The sequence below is a fragment of the Marinibaculum pumilum genome (assembly GCF_042646425.1).
Lineage (GTDB): Bacteria > Pseudomonadota > Alphaproteobacteria > Ferrovibrionales > Ferrovibrionaceae > Marinibaculum > Marinibaculum pumilum.
On sequence record NZ_JBHRTR010000028.1, the window covers coordinates 140,001 to 163,615 of the forward strand.

26 protein-coding genes are annotated in these 23,615 nt (G+C 70.2%); 17 read left to right on the forward strand and 9 right to left on the reverse strand.

The window, feature by feature from the left end:
- On the forward strand, nucleotides 1-864 hold the full coding sequence (locus ACFOGJ_RS13365; RefSeq protein WP_379901147.1) for a hypothetical protein: 864 nt from the start codon (nucleotides 1-3) through the stop codon (nucleotides 862-864).
- On the opposite strand, the gene ACFOGJ_RS13370 is transcribed toward ACFOGJ_RS13365, so the two are convergent.
- The gene (locus ACFOGJ_RS13370) at nucleotides 849-1,307 is read right to left on the reverse strand and encodes a lytic transglycosylase domain-containing protein (protein ID WP_379901149.1); all 459 of its coding nucleotides are present in this window, start codon (nucleotides 1,305-1,307) and stop codon (nucleotides 849-851) included. The genes ACFOGJ_RS13365 and ACFOGJ_RS13370 overlap by 16 nt on opposite strands.
- A 60-nt stretch (nucleotides 1,308-1,367) precedes the next feature.
- Between ACFOGJ_RS13370 and gspG the strand changes: the two genes are divergently transcribed.
- The 10 genes from gspG to leuB all read left to right on the forward strand — a co-directional run bounded on the left by gspG (nucleotide 1,368) and on the right by leuB (nucleotide 10,016).
- Nucleotides 1,368-1,835: a type II secretion system major pseudopilin GspG gene (gspG, locus tag ACFOGJ_RS13375; protein ID WP_379901151.1), complete on the forward strand. Its 468-nt coding sequence runs from the start codon at nucleotides 1,368-1,370 to the stop codon at nucleotides 1,833-1,835.
- Nucleotides 1,836-1,864: 29 nt separating this feature from the next.
- Nucleotides 1,865-2,428 (forward strand): prepilin peptidase, encoded by a 564-nt coding sequence (locus tag ACFOGJ_RS13380; RefSeq protein WP_379901153.1) that lies wholly within the window; start codon nucleotides 1,865-1,867, stop codon nucleotides 2,426-2,428.
- A 231-nt stretch (nucleotides 2,429-2,659) separates the two neighbouring features.
- Nucleotides 2,660-4,111 (forward strand): signal recognition particle protein, encoded by a 1,452-nt coding sequence (gene ffh, locus ACFOGJ_RS13385; RefSeq protein ID WP_379901155.1) that lies wholly within the window; start codon nucleotides 2,660-2,662, stop codon nucleotides 4,109-4,111.
- A 110-nt stretch (nucleotides 4,112-4,221) separates the two neighbouring features.
- A complete protein-coding gene (rpsP, locus tag ACFOGJ_RS13390) occupies nucleotides 4,222-4,650 on the forward strand; it encodes a 30S ribosomal protein S16 (RefSeq protein ID WP_379901157.1) in 429 nt (142 codons plus the stop codon).
- Between the two features lie 67 nt (nucleotides 4,651-4,717).
- Nucleotides 4,718-5,269, forward strand: coding sequence for a ribosome maturation factor RimM (gene rimM, locus ACFOGJ_RS13395; RefSeq protein WP_379901159.1), 552 nt, complete (start codon nucleotides 4,718-4,720; stop codon nucleotides 5,267-5,269).
- Entirely contained in the window at nucleotides 5,266-6,066 is an 801-nt protein-coding gene (gene trmD / locus ACFOGJ_RS13400) for a tRNA (guanosine(37)-N1)-methyltransferase TrmD (protein WP_379901161.1), read from the forward strand. The genes rimM and trmD overlap by 4 nt, the downstream gene beginning before the upstream one ends.
- A gap of 92 nt (nucleotides 6,067-6,158) precedes the next feature.
- Nucleotides 6,159-6,578: a 50S ribosomal protein L19 gene (gene rplS / locus ACFOGJ_RS13405; protein WP_379901163.1), complete on the forward strand. Its 420-nt coding sequence runs from the start codon at nucleotides 6,159-6,161 to the stop codon at nucleotides 6,576-6,578.
- Nucleotides 6,579-6,790: 212 nt separating this feature from the next.
- Nucleotides 6,791-8,200: a 3-isopropylmalate dehydratase large subunit gene (gene leuC / locus ACFOGJ_RS13410; RefSeq protein ID WP_379901165.1), complete on the forward strand. Its 1,410-nt coding sequence runs from the start codon at nucleotides 6,791-6,793 to the stop codon at nucleotides 8,198-8,200.
- Between the two features lie 18 nt (nucleotides 8,201-8,218).
- A complete protein-coding gene (gene leuD / locus ACFOGJ_RS13415; RefSeq protein ID WP_379901167.1) occupies nucleotides 8,219-8,839 on the forward strand; it encodes a 3-isopropylmalate dehydratase small subunit in 621 nt (206 codons plus the stop codon).
- Between the two features lie 64 nt (nucleotides 8,840-8,903).
- Nucleotides 8,904-10,016 (forward strand): 3-isopropylmalate dehydrogenase, encoded by a 1,113-nt coding sequence (leuB, locus tag ACFOGJ_RS13420; RefSeq protein WP_379901169.1) that lies wholly within the window; start codon nucleotides 8,904-8,906, stop codon nucleotides 10,014-10,016.
- Nucleotides 10,017-10,194: 178 nt separating this feature from the next.
- Here the strand turns inward: leuB and ACFOGJ_RS13425 are convergent, their stop codons facing one another.
- The 5 genes from ACFOGJ_RS13425 to ACFOGJ_RS13445 all read right to left on the reverse strand — a co-directional run bounded on the left by ACFOGJ_RS13425 (nucleotide 10,195) and on the right by ACFOGJ_RS13445 (nucleotide 14,150).
- A complete protein-coding gene (locus ACFOGJ_RS13425) occupies nucleotides 10,195-10,914 on the reverse strand; it encodes a DUF2927 domain-containing protein (RefSeq protein ID WP_379901171.1) in 720 nt (239 codons plus the stop codon).
- Nucleotides 10,915-11,002: 88 nt separating this feature from the next.
- Entirely contained in the window at nucleotides 11,003-11,335 is a 333-nt protein-coding gene (locus tag ACFOGJ_RS13430; protein WP_379901173.1) for a hypothetical protein, read from the reverse strand.
- A gap of 1 nt (nucleotide 11,336) precedes the next feature.
- On the reverse strand, nucleotides 11,337-12,359 hold the full coding sequence (locus tag ACFOGJ_RS13435) for a DnaJ C-terminal domain-containing protein (RefSeq protein ID WP_379901175.1): 1,023 nt from the start codon (nucleotides 12,357-12,359) through the stop codon (nucleotides 11,337-11,339).
- Between the two features lie 6 nt (nucleotides 12,360-12,365).
- The gene (ppa, locus tag ACFOGJ_RS13440) at nucleotides 12,366-13,145 is read right to left on the reverse strand and encodes an inorganic diphosphatase (protein WP_379901177.1); all 780 of its coding nucleotides are present in this window, start codon (nucleotides 13,143-13,145) and stop codon (nucleotides 12,366-12,368) included.
- Nucleotides 13,146-13,229: 84 nt separating this feature from the next.
- The gene (locus ACFOGJ_RS13445; protein WP_379901179.1) at nucleotides 13,230-14,150 is read right to left on the reverse strand and encodes a glutathione S-transferase family protein; all 921 of its coding nucleotides are present in this window, start codon (nucleotides 14,148-14,150) and stop codon (nucleotides 13,230-13,232) included.
- A 293-nt stretch (nucleotides 14,151-14,443) separates the two neighbouring features.
- Between ACFOGJ_RS13445 and ACFOGJ_RS13450 the strand changes: the two genes are divergently transcribed.
- Nucleotides 14,444-15,466: an aspartate-semialdehyde dehydrogenase gene (locus ACFOGJ_RS13450; RefSeq protein ID WP_379901181.1), complete on the forward strand. Its 1,023-nt coding sequence runs from the start codon at nucleotides 14,444-14,446 to the stop codon at nucleotides 15,464-15,466.
- Between the two features lie 22 nt (nucleotides 15,467-15,488).
- On the opposite strand, the gene ACFOGJ_RS13455 is transcribed toward ACFOGJ_RS13450, so the two are convergent.
- From ACFOGJ_RS13455 to pdxY, 3 genes are read right to left on the reverse strand one after another with little or no spacing between them, the layout of a single operon-like run.
- Nucleotides 15,489-15,893: a hypothetical protein gene (locus ACFOGJ_RS13455; protein WP_379901183.1), complete on the reverse strand. Its 405-nt coding sequence runs from the start codon at nucleotides 15,891-15,893 to the stop codon at nucleotides 15,489-15,491.
- Complete coding sequence (locus ACFOGJ_RS13460; protein WP_379901185.1) at nucleotides 15,890-16,621, reverse strand: hypothetical protein; 732 nt, start codon at nucleotides 16,619-16,621, stop codon at nucleotides 15,890-15,892. Before ACFOGJ_RS13460 ends, ACFOGJ_RS13455 begins: the two co-directional genes overlap by 4 nt.
- The gene (gene pdxY, locus ACFOGJ_RS13465) at nucleotides 16,557-17,429 is read right to left on the reverse strand and encodes a pyridoxal kinase (protein ID WP_379901187.1); all 873 of its coding nucleotides are present in this window, start codon (nucleotides 17,427-17,429) and stop codon (nucleotides 16,557-16,559) included. Before pdxY ends, ACFOGJ_RS13460 begins: the two co-directional genes overlap by 65 nt.
- 135 nt (nucleotides 17,430-17,564) lie before the next feature.
- Here pdxY and ACFOGJ_RS13470 point away from each other — a divergent pair, with 135 nt between their 5' ends.
- The 5 genes from ACFOGJ_RS13470 (at nucleotide 17,565) to ACFOGJ_RS13490 (ending at nucleotide 23,579) form a co-directional block, all read left to right on the forward strand.
- Nucleotides 17,565-18,440, forward strand: coding sequence for an HpcH/HpaI aldolase/citrate lyase family protein (locus ACFOGJ_RS13470; RefSeq protein WP_379901189.1), 876 nt, complete (start codon nucleotides 17,565-17,567; stop codon nucleotides 18,438-18,440).
- Nucleotides 18,441-18,444: 4 nt separating this feature from the next.
- Nucleotides 18,445-19,518 (forward strand): MaoC family dehydratase, encoded by a 1,074-nt coding sequence (locus tag ACFOGJ_RS13475; protein WP_379901191.1) that lies wholly within the window; start codon nucleotides 18,445-18,447, stop codon nucleotides 19,516-19,518.
- Between the two features lie 147 nt (nucleotides 19,519-19,665).
- Nucleotides 19,666-20,229, forward strand: coding sequence for a fasciclin domain-containing protein (locus tag ACFOGJ_RS13480; RefSeq protein WP_379901193.1), 564 nt, complete (start codon nucleotides 19,666-19,668; stop codon nucleotides 20,227-20,229).
- Nucleotides 20,230-20,421: 192 nt separating this feature from the next.
- Nucleotides 20,422-21,636, forward strand: coding sequence for an FIST signal transduction protein (locus ACFOGJ_RS13485; RefSeq protein WP_379901195.1), 1,215 nt, complete (start codon nucleotides 20,422-20,424; stop codon nucleotides 21,634-21,636).
- A 5-nt stretch (nucleotides 21,637-21,641) separates the two neighbouring features.
- Nucleotides 21,642-23,579 (forward strand): putative bifunctional diguanylate cyclase/phosphodiesterase, encoded by a 1,938-nt coding sequence (locus ACFOGJ_RS13490; RefSeq protein WP_379901197.1) that lies wholly within the window; start codon nucleotides 21,642-21,644, stop codon nucleotides 23,577-23,579.
- Nucleotides 23,580-23,615: the final 36 nt, after the last annotated feature.

Below are 23,615 nucleotides of genomic sequence, written 5' to 3' on the forward strand. Positions count from 1 at the left end.
ATGTCCGTATGGTGCGCAGGACGGGGCCGGCGCGCGGGAGACGAAGGTGTCGCGATCATCGCCGCCCTGTGGGCGGCCTCGCTGGCGGCGGTGATCGTGATCAGCGTCTCGCAGCTGACCCGCGCAGATGCCGGCACCGTGCGCGACCGCGGCGCGCTGGCGCAGCTGCATGCCGCCACCGATGCGGCGATCAACGTCGCGATCCTCGCCATGCTCGGGCCACAGCAGACCCAGCCCCCGGTGACCGGCCGGCCATTCAAGATCGATGTCGCGGGGCACAGCTCCACCGTCACCGTGCTGGACGAGGCCGGTCGGATCGACCTCAATCGCGCGAACGCCGCCACCCTGAAACTGGTGCTGGCCAGTGCCGGCAGCGACGGCGCGGAGGCCGACGACCTCGTGCGGAGGATCATGCAGCACCGCACGCCGCCGCAGGACTCGCTCGGCGGCGGCGGCGACTCCGGCGGTGCGACGATCGGCTACAGCCCGGCATCGATCCCGTTCCAGACGGTCGGCGACCTGCGCTGGGTGCCGGGGATGAATGCCGCGCTCTACGACCGGGTGGCGCCGCTGCTGACGGTCTATTCCCAGGCGGCGGATGTCGACCCGACCTTTGCGACAGACCGGGTGCTGGCGCTGTTCGCCGGCGTCAGCCCGGTGGCGAAGCAGGCGCTCGATGAACGCCGCGCCGCCGCGCGCGACGGCCGCCCACCGCCGGAAAGTCCCGGCGTGGCGCTGGGCCATGCCTATACCATCGCCGCGGAGGCGAAGGATCCGTCCAGCGGCGCGGTGGCGCGCCGCACCGCGGTGGTGCGCCTGACCGGGCAGCAGGATGCGCCGCTGCTGGTCTATCGATGGGATTGATCGTGTTCGAACGGCGGCGGCGGCGGCGGCGCGGACCTCTCGGCGGCACCGAACAGCCGTTCCGCCGCGGCCAGAACGCGGCCGCGATAGGCCTCGTGCAGGGCGGGGGTGCGGGAATGGTAGTTGCCGACCGCCCGCAGCAGGTCGCCGTCGCTGGCGTCCAGCTCGATCCGCAGGATCGCGCCGGCGGCGGCAATGTTGAAGCAGGGCTCGTCGATCAGGCGCGCGCGGACCTCGGCTTCCGGCCGCCCGGTGTCGCGCGCCAGCGGCGCGATCCACAAGGTGTTGACCTGCATCACGCCCAGATCTTCCGAGCCGTTGCTGTTGGCGGAGACCAGTCCCGGCCGGCCGCCCTCGACCGCCTGAATCGAGGGCAGGACCCGCGGCGGAAGCTGGTAGAATGCGGAAACGACGGCCATGCAGGCCAGGAAGGCAGCGGGCATGCAGGTTCGCTGAGCCGATGGAAACCCAGATCATGAAACCGCAGAACGGAGTCGATGCCAATGGCGTTCTGGCCTGAAACGATCGCGACCGCCGCAGCCGCGCGGCGCCGGCGGGCCCCGGCGGATGGGGAGGCCGGCTATACGATCCTGGAGGTGCTGGTGGTGATCACCATCATCGGCCTGCTGATCGGGCTGGTTGCCCCGCTCGTCCTGCAGCAGCTGGGCGGGGCGCGCGACTCGATCGCCAAGGAATCGATCCAGCGGATGGGCACGGTCCTGGACCTGTACAACCTCGACGTCGGCTCCTATCCCTCCACCGAGCAGGGCCTGCAGGCGCTGCTGACCAAGCCGCAGGGCGTGCAAAACTGGAACGGGCCCTACCTGAAGGGCGACGGCGTGCCCAAGGATCCCTGGGGGCACGAGTTCGTCTATACCAGCCCCACCCAGCGGCCGGGCAAGCCCTACGACCTCTGCTCGTACGGCTCCGACGGGCCGGGCGCGCCGGCCAGCGACCAGATCTGCAACTGAGCCCGCGGCCCGTGGCGCCGTCCGCCGGCATGCGGCCGTTTCGGCTGCCGCAGGCGGCGACCCTGGCGGCCGCGGCGGCGGCGATCGCCCTGCCGCCCGCCTGGGCCGCGTTGGCCGCCGAACCGCCGGAGCGGCTGGCGGCATCCTGCGTCCTGGGCTGGGGCCTGCTGGCGCTGGCCTGGATCGACTGGCGGACCATGCGCCTGCCGAACTGGCTCACCCTGCCGCTGCTCGGGGCCGGGCTGGCGGCGACCTGGCTCCTGGCGCCGGCGGCCCTGGCCGCCCACCTGGCCGGCGCGCTGGCCGGCTATGCGGCCCTGGCGCTGGTGTCGCACCTTTATCGCGCCTTTCGCGGGCGCGAGGGGTTGGGGCTGGGCGACGCCAAGCTGCTGGCCGCCGGCGGCGCCTGGCTTGGCTGGCAGGCGCTGCCGTCCACGGTGCTGGCTGCGGTGGCGATGACCCTTGTCCTGGTGCTGGCGATGCGGGTCGCGGGCCGGCGGCTCGCCGCCGACATCGCTCTGCCGTTCGGGCCGGCGCTGGCGCTGGCGATCTGGCTGGCCTGGCTCTACGGCCTTCCGTTCCCGGGCGCCTGACCGTCCGGGCGGCCCCCGCAGCTTGACAGTGCCGGGCGGCTGGCTCATAAGACCGCCCTTTCCGACAGGAATCCCGGCCCTGGCCGGACCTGCCGGTCGCCAAGCCGAAGCGGCGATCGCCGCCAGTCCGCGAGTATCGCGCACTGGCGCCCATTCGCTATGGCTTCGGCGGGCATGTGGAGCCGGCCCCTGCGGGCCGGCAGGTGCAAGGGATCGAGGCGGGACGGCCCGATGTTCGACAGTCTCTCGGAACGGCTGGGATCGGTCTTCGACCGGTTGAAGCGGCGCGGCGCCCTGACGGAAGCCGATGTCGGCGAGGCCCTGCGCGAAGTGCGGGTCGCGCTGCTGGAGGCCGATGTCGCGCTGCCGGTGGTGAAGTCCTTCATCGCCGAGGTCCGGCAGAAGGCGGTCGGCACCGGCGTGCTGCGCTCCGTCACCCCCGGCCAGATGGTCATCAAGATCGTCCACGACCATCTTGTCTCGACCCTGGGGGCGGAGGAAGCGCCGCTCGACCTGAACGCGCCGTCGCCGATCCCCTTCCTGATGATCGGCCTGCAGGGCTCCGGCAAGACCACGACGACGGCGAAGATCGCCCTGCGGCTGAAGCAGAAGGACCGCAAGAAGGTCCTGATGGCCTCGCTGGACGTCGCACGCCCCGCCGCGCAGGAGCAGCTGAAGATCCTGGGCGAGCAGGCGGAGGTCGCCACCCTGCCGATCGTGCCCGGCCAGATGCCGGTGGACATCGCGAAGCGGGCGATGCAGGCCGGCCGCCTGGGCGGCTACGACGTGGTGATGCTGGACACCGCCGGCCGCCTCTCGATCGACGAGGCGCTGATGGCGGAGGTCGCCGCCGTCCGCGACGCGACCCGCCCGCACGAGACCCTGCTGGTGGCGGATGCGCTGACCGGCCAGGACGCCGTCGCCACGGCGGAGGCCTTCCACAAGCGGGTCGGCCTGACCGGCATCGTGCTGACCCGGGTGGACGGCGACGGCCGCGGCGGCGCCGCGCTGTCGATGCGGGCGGTCACCGGCCGTCCGATCAAGCTGATCGGCACCGGCGAGAAGCTGGAGGCGCTGGAGGCCTTCCATCCGGAGCGCATCGCCAGCCGCATCCTGGGCATGGGCGATGTCGTCTCCCTGGTGGAGAAGGCGGCAGAGACCATCCAGCAGGAAGAGGCCGAGGCGCTCGCCCGCAAGATGGAGAAGGGGCAGTTCGACCTGGAGGACCTGCGCCAGCAGCTGCGGCAGCTGAAGAAGATGGGCGGGATGTCCGGGATCATGGGCCTGCTGCCCGGTGTGGGGAAGGTCAAGAAGCAGCTCTCGGACGCCAATCTCGACGAGGGGATGCTGGGCCGGCAGGAGGCGATCATCTCCTCCATGACCCCGCGCGAGCGGCGCAATCCGAAGATCATCCAGGCCAGCCGCAAGCGGCGCATCGCGACCGGGTCCGGCACCAGCGTGCAGGACGTGAACCGGCTGCTGAAGCAGCACCAGCAGATGGCCGGGATGATGAAGAAGGTCAGCAAGATGGGGAAGAAGGGCAAGCTGCCGCCCGGCCTCGCCGACATGGCGGGCGGGATGGGTGGCATGCCCGGGATGCCCGGACAGATGCCGGGCGGCTTCCCCGGGCAGATGCCGGGCGGCGGGCGGCTGCAGCTGCCGCCGGGCTTCCCGAAGAAGTAGGCAAGGGTTTTCGCGGGGCTGCCGCCATGGCGGGCCCCGCCGGAGAGTGACGAAGAGATCGGGCGCGCCCGGCGCGCCCATCAGGACGATCAAAGAGGAGAGAGTTCCGAATGTCCCTGCGTATCCGACTGTCGCGCGGCGGCGCCAAGAAGCGTCCGTTCTACCGCATCGTGGTGGCCGATTCCCGCAGCCCGCGGGATGGCCGCTTCATCGAGAAGATCGGCACCTACGACCCGATGCTGCCGAAGGACCGCACCCGCGTGCAGCTCGACACCGAGCGCGCCAAGTTCTGGCTGGATCGCGGCGCCCTGCCGACCGAGCGCTGCGCCCGCTTCCTCGCCCAGCATGAGATGGCGACCTGGACCAACCCGGACCGCCCGAACAAGGGCAAGCCGAAGGCGAAGGCCCAGGAGCGCCTGGAGGCCCAGCGCCAGGCCGAGGAAGAGAAGCAGAAGGCCGCGGCCGCGCCGGCTGAAGAGCCCGCGGCGGAACCGGCAGCCGAGGGCGGCGATGCCGGGGAAGCCCAGGCCGAGGCCTGATCGCGGCGGTGGCCGCCGGGACGGCGCCGGCCGCGCCGGCAGGGACGCAAGCGCGGCCCTGCCCGACGTGACGGAGCCGATGGTCCGGCTGGGCACCATCGTCGGCCCGCATGGCATCAGGGGTGCGGTCAGGGTGAAGACCTATACCGAGGATCCGATGAACATCGCCGCCTACGGCCCGGTCTATGACCGCGCCGGCCGGCGCCGGCTGGACCTGCGCGTCCTGGGGCCGGCGAAGGCGGGGGCGCTCGTCGCGATCGCCGGTGTCGCCGACCGCGACGCGGCGGAGGCCCTGCGGGGCCTGGACCTGCACGTGCCCCGCACGGCCCTGCCGGCGCTCGCCGATGCCGACGAGTTCTACAATGCGGACCTGATCGGCCTGCTGGCGGAGGATCCGGACGGCCAACCGCTCGGCCGGGTGACCGACGTGCAGGACTTCGGTGCCGGCCCGCTGCTGGAGATCCGCGGCGCGGCGGACCTGCTGCTGCCCTTCACGCGGGACACCGTGCCGGTGGTGGACCTGGCCGGGGGCCGCCTGCAGGTGGTGCCGCCGACGGAAGTGTCGCCGGAGCCGCACGAGGCCGATGGTGCCGGCGACAGGCCGGAGGCCGGGGAATGACGGGCGAAGGCGTGGACAGGGTGGCGCAGGACGCCCGCGGGGCGGGCCTCTCCGGCCGTGCCGCGCGCTGGACGGCGCGGGTGCTGACCATCTATCCGGAGATGTTCCCCGGGCCGCTGGGCCAGGGGGTGGTCGGCCGCGGCCTGCAAGCCGGGCTCTGGGACCTCCAGGTGATGGACATCCGCGGGTACGCGCGCGATAAACACGCCTCCGTCGACGATGTGCCCTATGGTGGCGGCCCGGGCATGGTGATGCGTGCGGACGTGGTCGCCGCCGCCGTGGATGCGGCGGGCGAAGCGGCGGCGCAGGCGGCCGGCGCGCCGGTGCCGCTTCTGGCACTGACCCCGCGCGGACGGCCGCTGTCGCAGGCACGGCTGCGGCGCCTGGCCGCCGGTCCCGGCGCGGTGCTGCTCTGCGGCCGTTTCGAGGGGATCGACGAGCGCCTGTTCCAGGCACGGGCCTGCGAGGAAGTGAGCCTGGGCGATTTCGTCCTCTCCGGCGGCGAGATCGCGGCGATGGCGGTGCTCGACGGCGTGGCGCGCCTGCTGCCGGGCGTGGTCGGCAGCGCGGCCTCGCTCGACGAGGAGAGCTTTTCCGGCGGGCTGCTGGAATATCCGCACTTCACGCGGCCGCGCGACTGGGAAGGGCGGGCGGTGCCGGAGGTGCTGCTGTCGGGCCATCACGGCCAGATCGCGGCCTGGCGCCGGGCGGAGGCGGAACGGGCGACCCGCCTGCGGCGCCCCGACCTCTGGTCCGCGCATCGCGGCGGCGCGCGCGGCCGGGCGGTCCGCAACTGAATTGGGTTTCGCCGCATCCGGCAAGGCCGGGGCGGCAGGTGGAATGACATGCAAACGGGAGCGTCACCGCTCCCCCGATAGAGGTGAGTGACATGAACATCGTGCAGCAGATCGAGGCCGAGGAGACCTCCCGGCTGACGGAGCAGCGGTCGGTGCCGGACTTCGCCCCGGGCGACACCCTGCGGGTCAATGTCCGCGTGGTCGAGGGCAATCGCGAGCGCGTGCAGGCCTTCGAGGGCGTGTGCATCGCCCGCGCCAACAAGGGCGTGAACTCCAACTTCACCGTGCGGAAGATCTCCTACGGCGAAGGCGTGGAGCGCATCTTCCCGCTGTACAGCCCGCGCATCGAGTCGATCGAGGTCGTGCGCCGCGGCGATGTCCGCCGCGCGAAGCTGTATTATCTGCGCGGCCGGACCGGCAAGGCGGCCCGCATCAAGGAGAAACGGGTCACCGCCGCCAGCCGCAGCAAGGCCGGGCAGAAGAACGCCGCCGCCGAGAAGGCCGGCGAGTAAGGCCGGGCCAGCCGGCACGCAGTCCGGGATCGCGCCGCCCCGGCCGCGTTGAGATGCGCGGCCGGCACGACAGGACAGGCGCGACAGGATAAGCGCGCCAGCATAAGCGCGACTGGGCCGGGCGCAGGCGCCCGGACCAGCGGCTCACCGGCAGGGGCGTCGCCCCCCGCCTGCCGAGCCCTGGACGATCGCGGGAGAGAGAAGAGGATCACATGGCCGCACCACGCACCCTGTACGACAAGATCTGGGACAGTCATCTCGTCCATGTCGACGACAACGGGGTGGCGATCCTCTATATCGACCGGCACCTGACCCACGAGGTCACCAGCCCGGTGGCCTTTGCCGGCCTCCGCGCGTCCGGCCGCAAGGTGCGCCGCCCGGAGGCGACGATCGCCGTGCCGGACCACAACGTGCCGACCGATCCCGGCCGCAGCCCGGAGACGGTGACCGACCCCGAGGCGCGGACCCAGCTGGAACTGCTGGAGCGCAATGCGACGGAGTTCGGCATCCCCTACATCCCGATGAACGATCCCCGGCAGGGCATCGTGCACATCATCGGGCCGGAGCAGGGGCTGACCCAGCCGGGCACGACGATCGTCTGCGGCGACAGCCATACCTCGACCCATGGCGCCTTCGGCGCGCTGGCCTTCGGCATCGGTACGTCGGAGGTGGAGCATGTGCTGGCCACCCAGACCCTGCAGACCCGCCGTTCGAAAAACATGCGGATCCGGGTCGACGGCAGCCTGGGCACCGGGGTCAGCGGCAAGGACATCGTGCTGGCGATCATCGGCCGGATCGGCACCGCGGGCGGCACCGGCTATGTCATCGAATATGCCGGCGACGCGATCCGCGACCTGTCGATGGAAGGCCGCATGACGGTCTGCAACATGACCATCGAGGCCGGCGCCCGCGCCGGGCTGATCGCCCCCGACGAGAAGACCTTCGACTACCTGAAGGGCCGGCCGCAGGCGCCGAAGGCCGGCAACTGGGAGCGCGCGGTCGAGTACTGGAAGTCGCTGCCGACCGACGAGGGTGCCAGCTTCGACAAGGAGATCGCGCTGGCCGCTGCCGATATCGCGCCGCACCTGACCTGGGGCACCAGCCCGCAGGACGTGGCGCCGATCACCGGCCGGGTGCCGGATCCGGCAAAGGAATCCGATCCCGACCGGCGCGCCTCGCTGGAGCGCGCGATTGCCTATATGGGCCTGGTGGCGAATGCACCGCTGACCGACTTCCAGGTCGACAGGGTCTTCATCGGCTCCTGCACCAACGGCCGGATCGAGGACCTGCGCGCCGCCGCCGAGGTGGCGAAGGGCCGCAAGGTCGCTGCCCATGTCGGCGCCATGGTGGTCCCGGGCTCCGGCCTGGTGAAGCACCAGGCCGAGGAGGAGGGTCTGGACCGGATCTTCACCGAGGCCGGCTTCGAATGGCGCGAGCCCGGCTGCTCGATGTGCCTGGCGATGAACCCGGACCGGCTGGAGCCGGGGCAGCGCTGCGCTTCGACCTCGAACCGCAATTTCGAGGGCCGGCAGGGCCGTGGCGGGCGCACTCACCTGATGAGCCCGGCCATGGCCGCGGCGGCCGCGGTCACCGGCCGCCTGGCCGACGTCCGCGACCTCTAGGGCCGAAGGAGGCACGAGATGGAGAAGTTCACCAAGGTCGACGGCATTGCCGCGCCGCTGCCGATGATGAATGTCGACACCGACCAGATCATCCCGAAGCAGTTCCTGAAGACGGTGGAGCGGACCGGCCTGGCGAAGGGCCTGTTCTACGACTTCCGCTGGGCGCAGGACGGTACCAAGACCGACTTCATCCTGGACCAGGAGCCCTACAACAAGGCGAAGATCCTGGTCGCCGGCGACAATTTCGGCTGCGGTTCCAGCCGCGAGCATGCCCCCTGGGCGCTGATGGATTTCGGCATCAAGGTCGTGATCTCCACCTCCTTCGCCGACATCTTCTTCAACAACTGCTTCAAGAACGGCATCCTGCCGATCGTCCTGCCCAAGGCGCAGCGCGACGCCCTCATGGAAGATGCGCAGATGGGCGGCAATGCCGTGATCTCCGTCGACCTGGAGAAGCAGGTCATCACCCGCCCGAACGGCGAGACGATCCCCTTCGACGTGGAGCCGTTCCGCCGCCACTGCCTGCTGAACGGCCTGGACGATATCGGCCTGACCCTGGAGAAGGCCTCGGAGATCGACGCCTACGAGGCGCGCCGCCGCAGCCAGACCCCCTGGCTCTACCAGGATCCCGCGGCCTGAGCCTTCCCGGCCCTGTCCTTCCGGCCCACGAACGATCGACAATGACAACCGTCAGGAAACCTGCATGTCCGCGAACCGCTCCCTTCTGATCCTCCCCGGCGACGGCATCGGCCCGGAAGTCATGGCCCAGGTCGGCCGCGTGATCGACTGGATGGAACGGCGCCGCGGCGTGCGGTTCGAGGTGACGGAGGATCTGGTCGGCGGCGCGGCGATCGACAAGCACGGCACGCCGCTGCATGACGACACGATGGCGGCCGCGCAGGAGGTCGATGCCGTGCTGCTGGGTGCGGTCGGCGGCCCGAAGTGGGACGAACTGCCGTTCGAGCAGAAGCCGGAGCGCGGCCTGCTGCGCCTGCGTAAGGAAATGGACCTGTTCGCCAACCTGCGCCCGGCGCTCTGCTTCGACGCGCTGGTGGAGGCGTCGACCCTGAAGCCGGAGATCGTCTCCGGCCTGGACATCATGATCGTGCGCGAGCTGACCGGCGGCGTCTATTTCGGCGAGCCGCGCGGCGTGGAGACCCTGCCCGACGGGCAGGAGCGCGGCATCAACACCCAGGTCTACACCACCTCCGAGATCGAGCGGGTGGCCGCCGTCGCCTTCGAGCTGGCGCGCAAGCGGCAGAACCGGGTGACCTCCTGCGAGAAGGCGAACGTGATGGAATCCGGCGTGCTGTGGCGCCGGGTGGTGCAGAAGCTGCACGATGCCGACTTCGCCGATGTCGAGCTGAGCCACATGTACGCCGACAACGCGGCGATGCAGCTGGTACGCAACCCGAAGCAGTTCGACGTGATCGTCACCGACAACCTGTTCGGCGACATCCTGTCGGACGAGGCGGCGATGCTGACCGGCTCGCTGGGCATGCTGCCCTCGGCCTCCCTCGGCGCCGCCGATGCCACCGGCCGCCGCAAGGCGCTGTTCGAGCCGGTGCACGGCTCCGCCCCCGACATCGCCGGCAAGCGGGTCGCCAATCCGCTGGCCACCATCCTCTCCTTCGCGATGGCGCTGCGCTATTCCTTCGACCTGGGGGAAGAGGCGGACCTGATGGAGGCCGCAGTGCAGAAGGTGCTGGCCACCGGCATGCGCACCGCCGACATCATGCAGGCCGGGAAGGCGAAGGTCTCCACCGACGTGATGGGCGACAGCCTGCTGATGGAGATGGACAAGCTCGACGGCTGAGGCGGCCGCCACGCGGCGCTTTCCCGGCTTAAACCGGGGCGCGGCGCGGCAAGCGGAATGGATGGTCGGCTCAAGGCCGACCATGACCTCTTTTGCTTGCCACATGGCGTCGTGCCCGGCCTCGAGCCGGGCACCCATTCCGCAATCGATGCCGAACCTGGTGCCGGTTGCCCGCCCCTCACTCCAGCCCCGGCACCTTCTCCAGCAGCAGTTCCGCGATGCCCATGCCGTCGGTCTTGGTCACGGCATGCGGCATGTCCCTGTGGTAGATCAGCCAGAGCAGGGCGCGGTCGCTGTCCGACAGCGACGCCGGGCTGCCGGCGGCGAAGGCGGCGGTCGGCTGGCGCAGCAGGCTGTCGTCGGGCAGGCGCGACGTGCGGATGATCCCCAAGGCGCCCAGGATCTCGTGCGCCAGGCACTGGTTCGCCAGCGCCTCGTCGTCGCCGGTGCGGACGACGATCAGCGCGGCGCGGATCGCCCGTTCCTCGATCACCAGCTTGGCCAGGCAGGGCGGCGCGTCGGCCGCTTCGAGCGATGCCGCCGCCTGACGGAAGCGTGCCTCGTCCTCGAAGAAGGGGGCGGCATAGTCCGCCCACCTGCCGGTGAGGTCCGCCTCGGGGCGGTTGCTGAAGGCGATCAGGAAATTGACCTCCTGGCCGGTATAGCCCATGGCCAGGCCGGTCACCCGCTTGATCGCGCGGCTCAGTTCCTCGACCGTCAGGGTCATCGTCCGCGACGGGGTACCGAGCCCGGCGATGCGGACCTCGCCTTCCCATTTCAGCAGGCGTGCCTCCTGCGCATCCGGCAGGTAGGAAAAGGCCGCATCGGAAAAGGCGCGCAGCAGCGCCGCGCGGTCCACCGCCGCCTGCTCCGCCGCGATGGCCGGGGCGGGCGCCATGGCGAGGCACCCTGCCAACAGCAGCGCAGCCAGGATAGGCACCCGGGCGCCGCCTGCCGGGTGCCGGGAGTAGTGCGCCATGCCCGGCTCAGCCGTCCTCCGGCTCCTCCTGCATCCGCGCCATGATCGCCTGCTGCACCTCCTCCGGCTGGCTGGCGATCGCGGCGCAGAGCCGGCGCATGTCCTCGCGCATGCGGTACATGCGGTCCATCAGGCGCAGCACGGTGGGCAGCGCCTCCTCGTCCAGTCCCATGTCCAGGTGCAGGTCGCGCAGCAGCTGCGCGCGCGCCCGGTCGATCTCCGCGAACAGAAGGTGCGGCTCCGTCTGGCTGGGGATCAGCCAGCGCCGGCTGACGAACAGCTCGACATGACGGACGGTCAGCCGCTCGATGTCGCGGGTCAGGTCTTCCGCCGTCAGCATCTCAGGACCCTCCCTTGCCGGAGCGGGGGTCGTAGGGGTGCTTTTCCGCCCATTCGGTCATGAACGCCTCGAGTTCCGGGTCGACCTCCTTCGGCAGCACCACCTGCAGGCGCACCAGCTGATCGCCGGCGGGACGGCCGGACCCTGCCGGCACGCCCTTGCCCTTCAGGCGCAGAACGGTGCCGGAGCTGGCGCCCCTCGGCACCGTCAGCTGCACCTCGCCGGTCACGGTCGGCACCGGGACCTTGGCGCCCAGCACCGCCTCCGGCAGGCTCACCGCCAGGTCGGTCTCGATATCGGCACCCTTGCGCCGGAACCGCGAATGCGGCCGCACGCTGACCTCCACCAGCGCGTCGCCGGCGGGGGCGCCGCCATGGCCGGGCTGGCCCTTGCCCTTCAGCCGCAATGTCTGGCCGTCCCGCAGCCCGGCCGGGATCTTCACGTTCAGGGCGCTGCCGTCAGGCAGCTGGATCTGCTTCGTGGCGCCGTTGACCGCATCCAGGAAATCGACGGCCAGGGCATAGCGGGCGTCGGCGCCCGGGAAGGCGAAGCCCCCGGCGCCGGCGGCGCCGCGGGGTCCACCGCCGGCCCCGCCGCCATGCTGGCCGGCGCGCCCGCTGCCGAAGAACTGGTTGAGGATGTCGTCGAAGCCGCCGGCGGCGAAGCCCTCCGGACCGCCCTCGGTCCAGGTATAGGTATACTTGCGGCCGTCCGGCCCCTCGGCGAAGTCGCGCCAATAGGGCCCGCCGCCCGGCCCGGCCCCCATGCCCGCCCCGGGACCGGCGCCGGCATAGCGGGGCTCGCCGCGCTCGTCGATCTCGCCGCGGTCGTAGGCGGCGCGCTTGTCCGCGTCACCCAGGATCGAGAATGCGCCGGAGATCTCCTTGAAACGCTCCTCGGCGGCCTTGTCGTCCGGGTTGAGGTCGGGATGGTACTGCTTCGCCAGCCGCCGGTAGGCCTTGCGGATGTCGGCGTCCGAGGCGTCCTTCTTCAGGTCCAGCAGGCCGTACAGGTCCTTCGCCATGATCGCCTATCCGGTCTTCTTGGGGCTCTTTCCTGCGCCTTTCGCCCGCGGCTTCGTGGCCATCGCCGCAGCTGTCTTCGTCCCCGTCGTCTTCGTCCCTCTCGCCTTTGGCGGAGCCGCCTTCTTGGACATGGCGGCCTTGGCGGCAGCCGCCTTCGGGGCGGCGGTTCTGCCGCCTGCGGTCTTGCCGGCCTTCGACGCCCTGGCACCGGCGGCCTTCGTCTTCGTCCTGGCGGCCAGCTTCGACGCGGCAGCCGTCTCGCCGGCGGCGCGCCGGATCGAGGACTCGATCAGGGCGACCGCGCCGTCGGCGCCGACCCAGCCGCTGGAGCGCACATACTTCCCCGACTCCAGGTCCTTGTAGTGGCTGAAGAAATGCTCGATCTGCCGACGCGCCATCTCCGGCACGTCCCCCACGCTGTGGATGGCGCTGTAGAACGGGTCCAGCGCCTCGACCGGCACGGCGAGGATCTTCTCGTCGCCGCCGGCCTCGTCCTCCATGATCAGGGCGCCGATCGGCCGGCAGCGCACGACCGCGCCGGGCACCACCGGCACCGGGCCGTAGATCAGTACGTCCATCGGGTCGCCGTCGGCGGCCATGGTGTGCGGGATGAAGCCGTAATTGCCGGGATAGTGCATCGAGGTGTGCAGGAAGCGGTCGACCACCATGAAGCCGCTGGACTTGTCGAACTCGTACTTCACCGGCACGCCGCCGACCGGCACCTCGATCAGGGCATTGAAGTCCCAGGGCGGGTTTCTGCCCATCGACAGTTTCGTCAGGTCCATGAAGCCGCGGCTCCTTCGCTGGTCAGGTTCGGGCGGCTGGATGGCGGACCGCTCGGTCCGCCTGCCGCCGGGTTGCAGGTCTGGTCAGGCCGCGGTGACGGTGAAGCCGGTCCGCGGGAAATGCTGGTGGATTGTACCGATCTGGGGATCCTCCCGGCGGATCGCCACACCTTCGGCGTCCAGGCGCAGCAGGGTGCCGGAAACCGGATCGCGGCCGGAATCGTCGGCCGCCACCACCACCGCCATGCCCGTCGTGCGGCCTTGCGGGTCGCCGGCCTCCACCAGGCCGTTCATCGGCGCCGGCTGGGCGTCCCGCGCGATCGCCAGGGCATCCTTGCCCTCGATGTCGGTGCGGCTGCCATGGCCGAAGGCGGCCATCCGCTCCGCCCAGGCGGCGATTTTCGGAAAGCCGGCAAAGGCATGGCTGTCGGCGCCCAGCCCGTTGCGCACGAACCAGACGGAATTGTAGGCGGCGCAGTCGGCGGCGGATGGGGCGGCGCCCAGCAGATATGGCCCGGCCTCCAGCATGCTTTCCAGGAAGGCCATGTGGCCGCGGAACTGGTCCAGCATCACCGGCTGCGCCGCCTTCAGCTTGGCCGGGTCGAGATCGCGGCCGGAGAACTTCTTGCGGTCCTCGACGAACGCCGCAGGCAGCTTGTCGCCCATCTCCGCGAAGACCAGCGGCACCGCGGTCCAGAACAGCGGCCGGTCGCACCAGAAGGACAGGCCCTTGGCGATGCCGCGGCTGCCGTGGGGGTAGAGCGAGGGGCCTTCGACCAGGGCGTCCAGCGCGTCGATGATGCAGGCAGTGTCGCAATAGACATCGGCGCCGACCTGCATGACCGGCGTCTTCCGATAGCCGCCGGTCAGCGGCATCAGGTCCGGCTTCGGCATCATCGAGGGGATCTCCACCGCCTTCCAGGCGGCGCCCTTGATGCCCAGCGCGATGCGCACCTTCTCCGAGAAGGGCGAGCGCGCGTACTGGTGCAGGATGATGTCGGCCATATCGTCTCCCCCCCCCAATGACAGATCCGGACTGGCAAAAAATCCGGACTGGCAGTTCCCGGCAGGCGCTGTCCGGCTGGCGATGCCCTGGCCGCACTGTAACCCGCAAGCCGCTGCCGTTGGAAACCCGGCCGGCGCCGCCGGTCCGCGGCCCAGTGTCGCTTTGGGCGGCTCCCGCCGCAGGCGGCCGGGCGGGTCGCTTGATTGTCCTCTTCCGGGCGCCTAAATAGCGCGGTTCACGCAGGGCCGAAGAGAGCCATGCCCCGCGTCCCCAGACGGAGAGAGAGCGAGAGATGTCCTACAAGGTCGCCGTGGTCGGCGCGACGGGTGTCGTCGGCCACGAGATGCTGAACATCCTCGCCGAACGGGAATTCCCGGTCAGCGAGGTGGTCCCCCTTGCGTCCCGCCGCTCGGTGGGCAGGGAGGTGTCGTTCGGCGACAGGACCTTGAAGGTGAAGGCGCTGGAGGATTTCGACTTCACCGGCACCGACATCGCGCTGTTTTCCGCCGGCAGCGGCGTGGCGAAGGACTGGGCCCCCCGCGCGGCGGCCAAGGGCGCGGTGGTGATCGACAATTCCTCCTGCTGGCGGATGGACCAGGACGTCCCCCTGGTGGTGCCGGAGGTGAATGCCGATGCCCTGGCCGGCTATACCAAGCGCAACATCATCGCGAACCCGAACTGCTCCACCGCCCAGCTGGTGGTGGCACTGAAGCCGCTGCACGACCGTTTCCGGATCAAGCGCTGCGTGGTGGCGACCTACCAGTCGACTTCCGGGGCCGGCAACGAGGCGATGGACGAGCTGTTCAACCAGACCAAGGCGGTTTTCGTCCACGACGAGATCGAGCCGAAGAAGTTCACCAAGCAGATCGCCTTCAACGTGATCCCCCACATCGACACCTTCATGGAGGACGGCTTCACGAAGGAAGAGTGGAAGATGGTGGTGGAGACCAAGAAGATCCTCGATCCGAAGATCCGGCTGGTCGCCACCTGCGTCCGCGTCCCGGTCTTCGTCGGCCATTCCGAGGCGGTGCATCTGGAGTTCGAGGAGCCGGTCACGGCGGAAGAGGCACGGGACATCCTGCGCGAGGCGCCGGGCTGCATGGTCGTCGACCGGCGGCAGGACGGCGGCTATATCACGCCGCTGGAATGCGTCGGCGACTACGCCACCTTCATCTCCCGCATCCGCGAGGACTTCACGGTGGATAACGGCCTTGCCATGTGGGTCGTCTCCGACAACCTGCGCAAGGGCGCGGCGCTGAACACGGTGCAGATCGCCGAAAGCCTGATCGCCCGCCACCTGAAGAAGGCGGCCTGACGGGCGTCCCTGACGGGCGGGTTCAACGTTCCAGCATCAGCTCGACGGCCTGCGGCGACCAGCCGTGCACCTTGTCATGGGCATGCACGATGACCCGGTCGATATCGGCCGGGATCTCCACCCCGGCCAGCGAACGGGTGAAGGGCTGTTCGTCGACATGGGGATGCAGAAGGACCCGCCGGCCCAGCACGGTGCCGTCCGGAAGCCGTACCTCCCATTTGTCGGCGTAATGCTCCCAGCCCGTGTCGTCGTGGCGCAGGGTCACGTCGAAGCGCCATGCCGATCCGCTCTCGGGCGATGCCGTGACGCCGACGATCTCGACTTCGCCCGCCATGGCGGGCCCGGCCAGGCCGAAGGCCAGCAGCAGGCCGGCCAGGGGACGCTGGGCAGCTGGGCGCTGGGCGGTGCGCCGGGACGGTCGGATCATGGCATATCCTCGCTTGCCGCTGCGGGGGGCCTCAGCGCGGACAAGGCCTGGCCGTAGTTCAGGTTCGCCAGCCGGTCCAGCCGCAGCCGGGCCAGCACCGCCGTGGCCCGCCGCGCATCCGGATCGTCCACCGCGACACTCCAGCAGCGGCGGCCGGGAACCGCGATCCGGGAAATCTCGACCCGGGATCCGGCACGGCTGAACATCTGCCGCTGCTTCGTCACCGTTACCAGCCGCGCCGGACCTCCTTCAAGCGCGGCGCAAAGCGCCGCTGCGCTCTCGCCTGTCGGGGACGAGCGGCCGCGCGCACTGCGCGTGGTAAGTCCCAGGGCAGTTCCCAGGGCGCGGTCCAGGGCATCGCGCGCCCGTGCCGGCAGGGGGAACTCCGCCCGCATGCCGGGCTGCCAGTATTGCAGGCGGCCGACACTGCCCCGCCACAGCTTGATTTCCAGCACCTCGCCGTCGCGCAGCTTGGCCAGGCTGACGATGGGCCCGCTCCCCGGCGGGGGCAGCAGGTAGATATCGCTGCGTGGCGCCTCCGTTCGCCGCTTCCAGCCGCGGGCCAGGCGCAGGCGCAGGCCGGCTGCCCGCCCCGCCGACGGCCAGCAGCGATATTCGTAGGCACCGGCGCGGCCGCCGCGGCCGGTCCTGGCCGTGCCATGCTCAGCCGACCCGCTGGATCCAGGGGTCGTGGCTGGGCCGGACGATTTCGGATTGGGCGGCGACAAGCTTCAGCTCCTTCGGCAGCGGCCCGGTCCCGCTGGCGCTGGCGCGCAACACCCCGTAAGTCACCGCCACCGCATAGGCCAGGGCCTTCTTCACCGAGCGCATGCGCAGGTAGCGCGCCAGGAAGACAGAGGCGAACAGGTCGCCGGCACCGTTCGGCACATCGTTCAGGCTGGGTGTCTGTGCCAGCCAGGCACCGTCGGATGACACGGCCAGGGATTCGATGACCCCGGGGCGTCCGTCCCGTCTGAGCAGCGAGGTGCAGACCACGCAGCCGGTCCCGCGGGAGATCACGACGCGGGCCGCCTTCAGGGCATCGTTCAGGGTCTGAATGGAGCTGTCGGCCAGAAGTTCCAGCTCGAAGCAGTTCGGCGTGGCGAAGTCGGCCTGCGGCAGCAGCCGGTCGCGGAAGGCGGCGACCAGCGCCTGGTCCACATAGACCCCCTTCGGCCGGTCGCCGATCACCGGATCGCAGAGCCAGACGGCGGCAGGATTGTCCGCCCGCAGCCTTGCCCGCAGCGCCAGCACCTGTTCGGCGGTCTCCGTCGTGCCCAGCCAGCCGGTGAGCAGCGCGCTGCAGGCGCGCAGCAGGCCGCGATCGGCGAGCGACGCCGCCAGGGCGGCGATCTCCGCCGGCGGCAGCGGCCGGCCCGCCGGCGGCCCATGCCCGGGATGATGGGACAGGATCGCCGTGGGCAGGGCCCAGACCTCGCAGCCCAGGCGCTGCAGCGCCGGCCCGGCGGCGGCATTGCCGACATGGCCGTAGACGACCTGGCTCTGGATCGAAAGGATGTTGACGCCGTCGCGCATCGGGACCTGTCCGCTCCGCTCCGAATGCGAGCGTGGAAGGTTGCCACGGCCGCCGCTTCATTTGTACTCTCCGCCGCCGCCGCGCCCCAGCGGTGATACTGGGGTTTCATCGGTCAGTGCTGGAGATTTCGGGCCATGACAAACGTTCGCCCCCGCCGATCCGTCCTCTACATGCCGGGCTCCAATGCCCGTGCGATCGAGAAGGCGAAGAGCCTGGCCGCCGACGGCGTGATTTTCGACCTGGAGGATGCGGTCGCGCCCGATGCGAAGGAGAGCGCCCGCGAACAGGTCTGCGCGGCGGTTTCCGCCGGCGGCTATGGCGACCGCGAGCTGGTGATCCGGATCAACGGCATGGACACCGAATGGTGGCGTCGCGACCTGGAGCATGCCGCGGATGCGCGGCCGAACGCGATCCTGCTGCCGAAGGTGGAGAGCGTGAAGCAGCTGCGCGACGCGGACCGCATCGTGCGCCATCACGATTCCAGCGGCGAGATCGCGCTCTGGGCGATGATGGAGACGCCGCTTGGGATCCTGCACGCCGATGACATCGCAGGCTATTCCGGCCGCCTGCAATGCCTGGTCCTGGGCACCTCCGACCTGACCAAGGACCTGCACGCCCAGCACACCGCGGACCGCATGCCGCTGCTCTACGGCCTGTCGAAATGCCTGATGGCGGCCCGCGCCTTCGGCCTTTCCGTGCTGGACGGGGTGCATCTGGACCTGGAGGACATGAACGGCTTCGTGGCCGCCTGCCAGCAGGGCCGCGCGATGGGCTTCGACGGCAAGACCCTGATCCACCCGAAGCAGATCGATCCCTGCAACGATGTCTTCGCGCCGACGGAGACGCAGGTCGCCCATGCCCACAAGGTGATCGCCGCCTACCAGCAGGCGGTGCGCGAGGGCAAGGGCGTGGTCGTCGTCGATGGCGAGCTGATCGAGAACCTGCATGTCGAGAATGCAGAGCGGATGGCCGCCCTGCATGCCGCCATCGAGCGTCTCGGCCGTGGCTGATCCGGTGTCCGGGAACGGCGCCGTCGGAAAGACCGGGCGCGGTCGCTTCCTGGAGGACTTCGCCGTCGGCGAGCGCATCGCCCATGCGACGCCGCGGACGGTCACCACCGGCGATACCGCCATCTACATGGCGCTGTACGGCCCGCGCTTCGCCCTGCAGTCGGCCGACAGCTTCGCGGGCGCCTGCGGCCTGAAGCGCAGCCCGGTGGACGACTGGCTGGCCTTCCACGTGGTGTTCGGCAAGTCGGTGCCCGACATTTCCCTGAACGCCGTGGCGAACCTGGGCTATGCCGACGGGCGCTGGCTTGCGCCCGTCTATCCCGGCGACAGCCTGACGGCCGACAGCGAAGTGATCGGCCTGCGGCAGAACTCCAACGGCACGACCGGCACGGTCTATGTCCGCACCACCGGGCGCAACCAGCACGGCGCGGCGGTGATCGACTATGTCCGCTGGGTGATGGTGCGGAAGCGCGACCCGGACTCGCCCGCGCCGGAGACGGTGATCCCGGACCTGCCGGAGGCGGTGACGCCTGACCGACTGGCGGTGCCGGAGGGGCTGGACTTCTCCGGCTACGATCCGGTGCGGGCGGGCAGCGGCCATTTCTGGGACGATTACGCCCCGGGCGAGAAGATCGACCATGTCGACGGCATGACGATCGAGGAGGCGGAGCACCAGCTCGCCACCCGGCTCTACCAGAACACCGCCCGGGTGCATTTCGACCAGCACCGCCAGGGACAGGAGCGGCTGGGGCGGCGGCTGATCTATGGCGGCCATGTGATCAGCCTGGCCCGGGCGCTGAGCTTCAACGGCCTGGGCAATGCCTGCGTGGTGGCGGCGCTGAACGGCGGCCGGCATGTGAACCCGACTCTCGCCGGGCACACCGTCTATGCCTGGTCGCAGGTGCTCGACCGGGCGGAACTGCCCGGCCGGCGCGATGCCGGTGCCCTGCGGGTGCGCACCGTGGCGACCCGCGACCTGCCCTGCGACGGCTTTCCCGACAAGGATGACGGAGGCCGCTATCCGGACGGCGTGGTCCTGGACCTCGACACCTGGCTGCTGCTGCCGCGGCGAGGCTGAGATCAGGACCCGCGCTGGACCGATCTCCGCTGCCGGCAAGGTCCGTTCGCCCGAAAAAACTTAATGTGAAGACGGCATCCGTCGCAGGGATCGGGGCGTATCCCCCTCAGCTTCGCAAGGACGAAGCGAGACACGAGGGAGAGTCCCATGTTCAAGACCTGTCTGCGTACCGCTGCCGCCGCAGCCATCGCCGTGACCGCCTTCGCGACCGCCCCGGCCATCGCCGCCGAGAATCCGATGGTCGGCGGGGCGGCGATGTACCCGTCGAAGAACATCGTCGAGAACGCCGTCAACTCGAAGGATCACGAGACCCTGGTCGCTGCGGTGAAGGCCGCCGGCCTGGTCGACACCCTGTCCGGCGAGGGGCCGTTCACGGTCTTCGCGCCGACCGACGAGGCTTTCGCCATGCTGCCCGACGGCACGGTGGAGACCCTGCTGAAGCCCGAGAACAAGGACATGCTGGTGAAGGTTCTGACCTACCACGTCGTGTCCACCAAGGCGCTGTCGGATGCCATCGCCACGATGATCGCCAATGACGGCGGCAATCATCCGATCACCACGGTCAGCGGCGACATGCTGATGGCGAAGCAGGAGGGCGGCAAGATCACCCTGACCGACGAGAAGGGCGGCACCGCCACCGTCACCATCGCCGACGTGCAGCAGTCCAATGGCGTGATCCATGTGATCGACCGGGTGCTGTTGCCGAACTGATCGCCGCCGTTCGATCCGCCCGGGCTGCTGTCCGCGGCCGCCCGGACCTTGTCGCGATACCCCGCAGCACAGCCGCGCTGCGGGGTATCGTCGGTTGCGGACCCACGCTCCGGTTGTGGGTTTGTTAACGCGCCGCGGGCAGTATGAGGATACCATTGAGCATCGCCAGCACCGCCAGACCCATTGCACCCGATGACCCAGATTGGATCCTTTGCCGCGACAGGCGCGGATACCGGCAGAGCCCTCGATGACCTCGAGGCGCAGGTCGCCGCCGCCGGCCTGTCGCCAGGCTTCGTGGCCCTGTTCTACGGCTGCTGCCACGACGACCGGCGGATCGCCGACCGCATCGCCCGCTCCTGGCCGCAGGCCGCCCTGATCGGCGGCACCTCCTGCACCGGGGTGATGACCCAGGACGGGGTCTTCGGCGCCGATGCGATCGGCATGCTGGTGGTCGACGATCCGGCTGGCGACTATGGAACCGCGGCCGGCGATCTGGGCGCGGAGCCGCAGGAGGCCGCGGCCGCGATCCTCAAGCAGGCCCTGGACGATGCCGGTTGCCCCGACGAACTGCCGGAACTGGTCTGGATCTACCAGGCGCCCGGACAGGAGGAGGCGGTGATCGCCGGCCTGCGCAGCGTCGTCGGCGACCGCTGCCCGATCCTGGGCGGCAGCTCTGCCGACGATGCGGTGGCCGGGCAGTGGCGCCAGATGTCGCATGGACAGGTGCTCCGCAACGGCCTGGCGGTTGCGGTCCTGTTCCCCTCCGCCGGTACCAGCCATGCCTTCCAGGGCGGCTACCAGCCCACCGGCGCGCACGGCACCGTGACCGCGGTGGGCGATCCGGAACCGGGTTGCCGTCAACCGGGCAGCCGGCGCATCCTCACCATCGACGACCAGCCGGCGGCGGAGATCTACAATGTCTGGACCGGCAACCGCATCGCCGGCCGGCTCCGCACCGGCGGCAATATCCTGGCGGAGACCACGAACTGTCCGCTGGGGATCGAGGCGGGGCGGATCGATGGCATGTCGCAATACCTGCTGGTGCATCCCGACAGCGTCGCTCCGGATGGCTCCATCACCACCTTCGCGCGGATCGAGGCGGGGGCGCGGATCCATGCCATGACCGGAGACAGGCGACGTCTGGTCGAGCGCGCCGGCCGGGTCGCGGTGGCCGCGGCGGCCGGGCTGAGCGGCAACGGCAAGGGACTGGCGGGCAGCCTGCTGGTCTATTGCGCGGGCTGCAAGATCGCGGTCGGCGACCGCATGGACGATGTCGTGGCGGAAATCCGCGCCGGGGTCGGCGACAGGCCCTTCATCGGCTGCTTCACGTTCGGCGAGCAGGGCAGCCTGTTCGACAGGAACGTGCATGCCAACCTGATGATCTCCGCCGTGGCGTTCGGCCGCTGACCGCCATGGAGACCGCGGAGGAACTGCGCGAGGCCCTTGTGGAGTGCCGCCGGGAGCTCGATGCCCTGCGCCTCGAGGGGCGGCATTCCCGGATGCTGCTGGACGCCATCGGCTCGCTGCTGACATCCACCCTGGACGACGACCCGTTCGAGGTGCTGTTCCGCGCGCTGGAGATCGTCTTCACCTTCTCCCGGCTGCTGGTGCTGGCGGAGCAGGAGGGGGAGGCAGGCGAGCTGCACTGCATCGCCGCCCATCCGGGGGGCCTGCGCGGCTCCACCTGGCCGGTGGGGCGGCTGTTCGGCAAGGTGCTGAACGGCCGCGTCAGCACCACCCTGGACAATGCCGCCCTGCCGGAATGGCAGGGCGACCTGCCCGCCGGGCTGTCGCCGGCGCAGCCGGCGCTCTACCTGCCGATGCGGGTGCGGGAACGTCGCGGCATGCTGGTACTGCTGCGCGAGGAGGGGGGGCCGGGTTTCGACCGCGGCGATGTGGCGCTGGCGCGCAACTTCTCGCTCCTGGCCTCGGCGGCCTTCGCCGCCCTCTATACCCGCCAGCGGGAACTGGAGAGCCGCCGCCTGCGGCAACTGACCGAACGGCTGCAGCGCAGCGAGAAGGCACTGGCCCACCGGGCCTATTTCGACCAGCTCACCGGCCTGCCGAACCGGCAGACGATCGAGGAGCGGGTGCAGGAGGCAATCGCCGGCCTGCCCGAGGGCGAGAGCCTGGCGCTGGCCTTCATCGACATCGACGATTTCAAGAAGGTCAACGACTTCCACAACCACTCTGTCGGCGATGCGCTGCTGATCGCGGTGGCGGAGCGCATCCGCCGCGCCGTCCGCGGGCGTGACGTGCTGGGCCGGATCAGCGGCGACGAATTCGTCCTGATGCTGGTGGCGCCGGGAGACCGGCAGCAGACGGCGGTGATCGTCGACCGGATCGTCGAACAGCTGCGCCAGCCGTTCCGGGTGGAGGGGCGGGAATTGTTCACCTCCGCCTCGATCGGCGTCAGCACCTATCCGGAGCATGGCAGCGACTACGAGGCCCTGCGGCGCAATGCCGACCTGGCGATGTATCGGGCAAAGAAATTCGCCAAGGGCAGCGCCTGCTTCTTCGACACCTGGCTAGGCGACGCCACCAGTGCCCGTATGCAGCTGGAGCAGGACCTGAGGGTCGCAGTGCGCGAACGCCGCTTCCGCTGCGCCTTCCAGCCGAAGCTGGCGCTGGCCACCGGCGCGGTGGCGGGGTTCGAGGCGCTGGTCCGCTGGCAGGACAACGCTGGAAGCATGCGTGCGCCGGGCGCCTTTCTGCCGGTTGCGACCGAGATGGGCCTGCTCAACGAGATCTCGGAGATCGTCCTGGAAGAGATCCAGGACAGCCTGGAGGCGCTGGACCGGCGCTTCGGCGGAGGGACCCGGATCAGCGTGAACGTCGCGGCAAGCCAGGTGTCCGACGCCATTTTCATGGACCGGCTGATCGGACGGATCATCGACAGCGGGCGCCGCGAACGGTTCGTCTTGGAGATCACCGAAGAGGCGGTGGTCCAGCCGGAGCCGTTCGTGACCAGCATCCTGCCGATCCTGCGACGCGAGGGCATCGGCCTGTCGATCGACGATTTCGGCACCGGCTATTCCTCCTTCTCCGTGCTGGCCGACATCACCGCCGACGAACTGAAGGTCGACCGCTCCTACATCACCGCGATCCAGGACCGGCCGCGCAGCCAGGGCATCCTGCGGGCGGTCGATTCCCTGGGTGCGGCGCTCGGCATGGCCGTCGTCGCGGAAGGGGTGGAGACGGCGGAGGAACTCGACTACCTGCAGCGCCATACCGGCATCGGCTTCGTCCAGGGCTACCATTTCTGCCGGCCGATGCTGCTGCCGGACCTCGTCGCCGCCGAACTGCCGGAGGTGGCGGTCCCGGCCGCCGCCCGGCGCATGGCAACCTGAGCGCCGCGGGCCTGCCGAAGAAAGCCCTTCACGCGC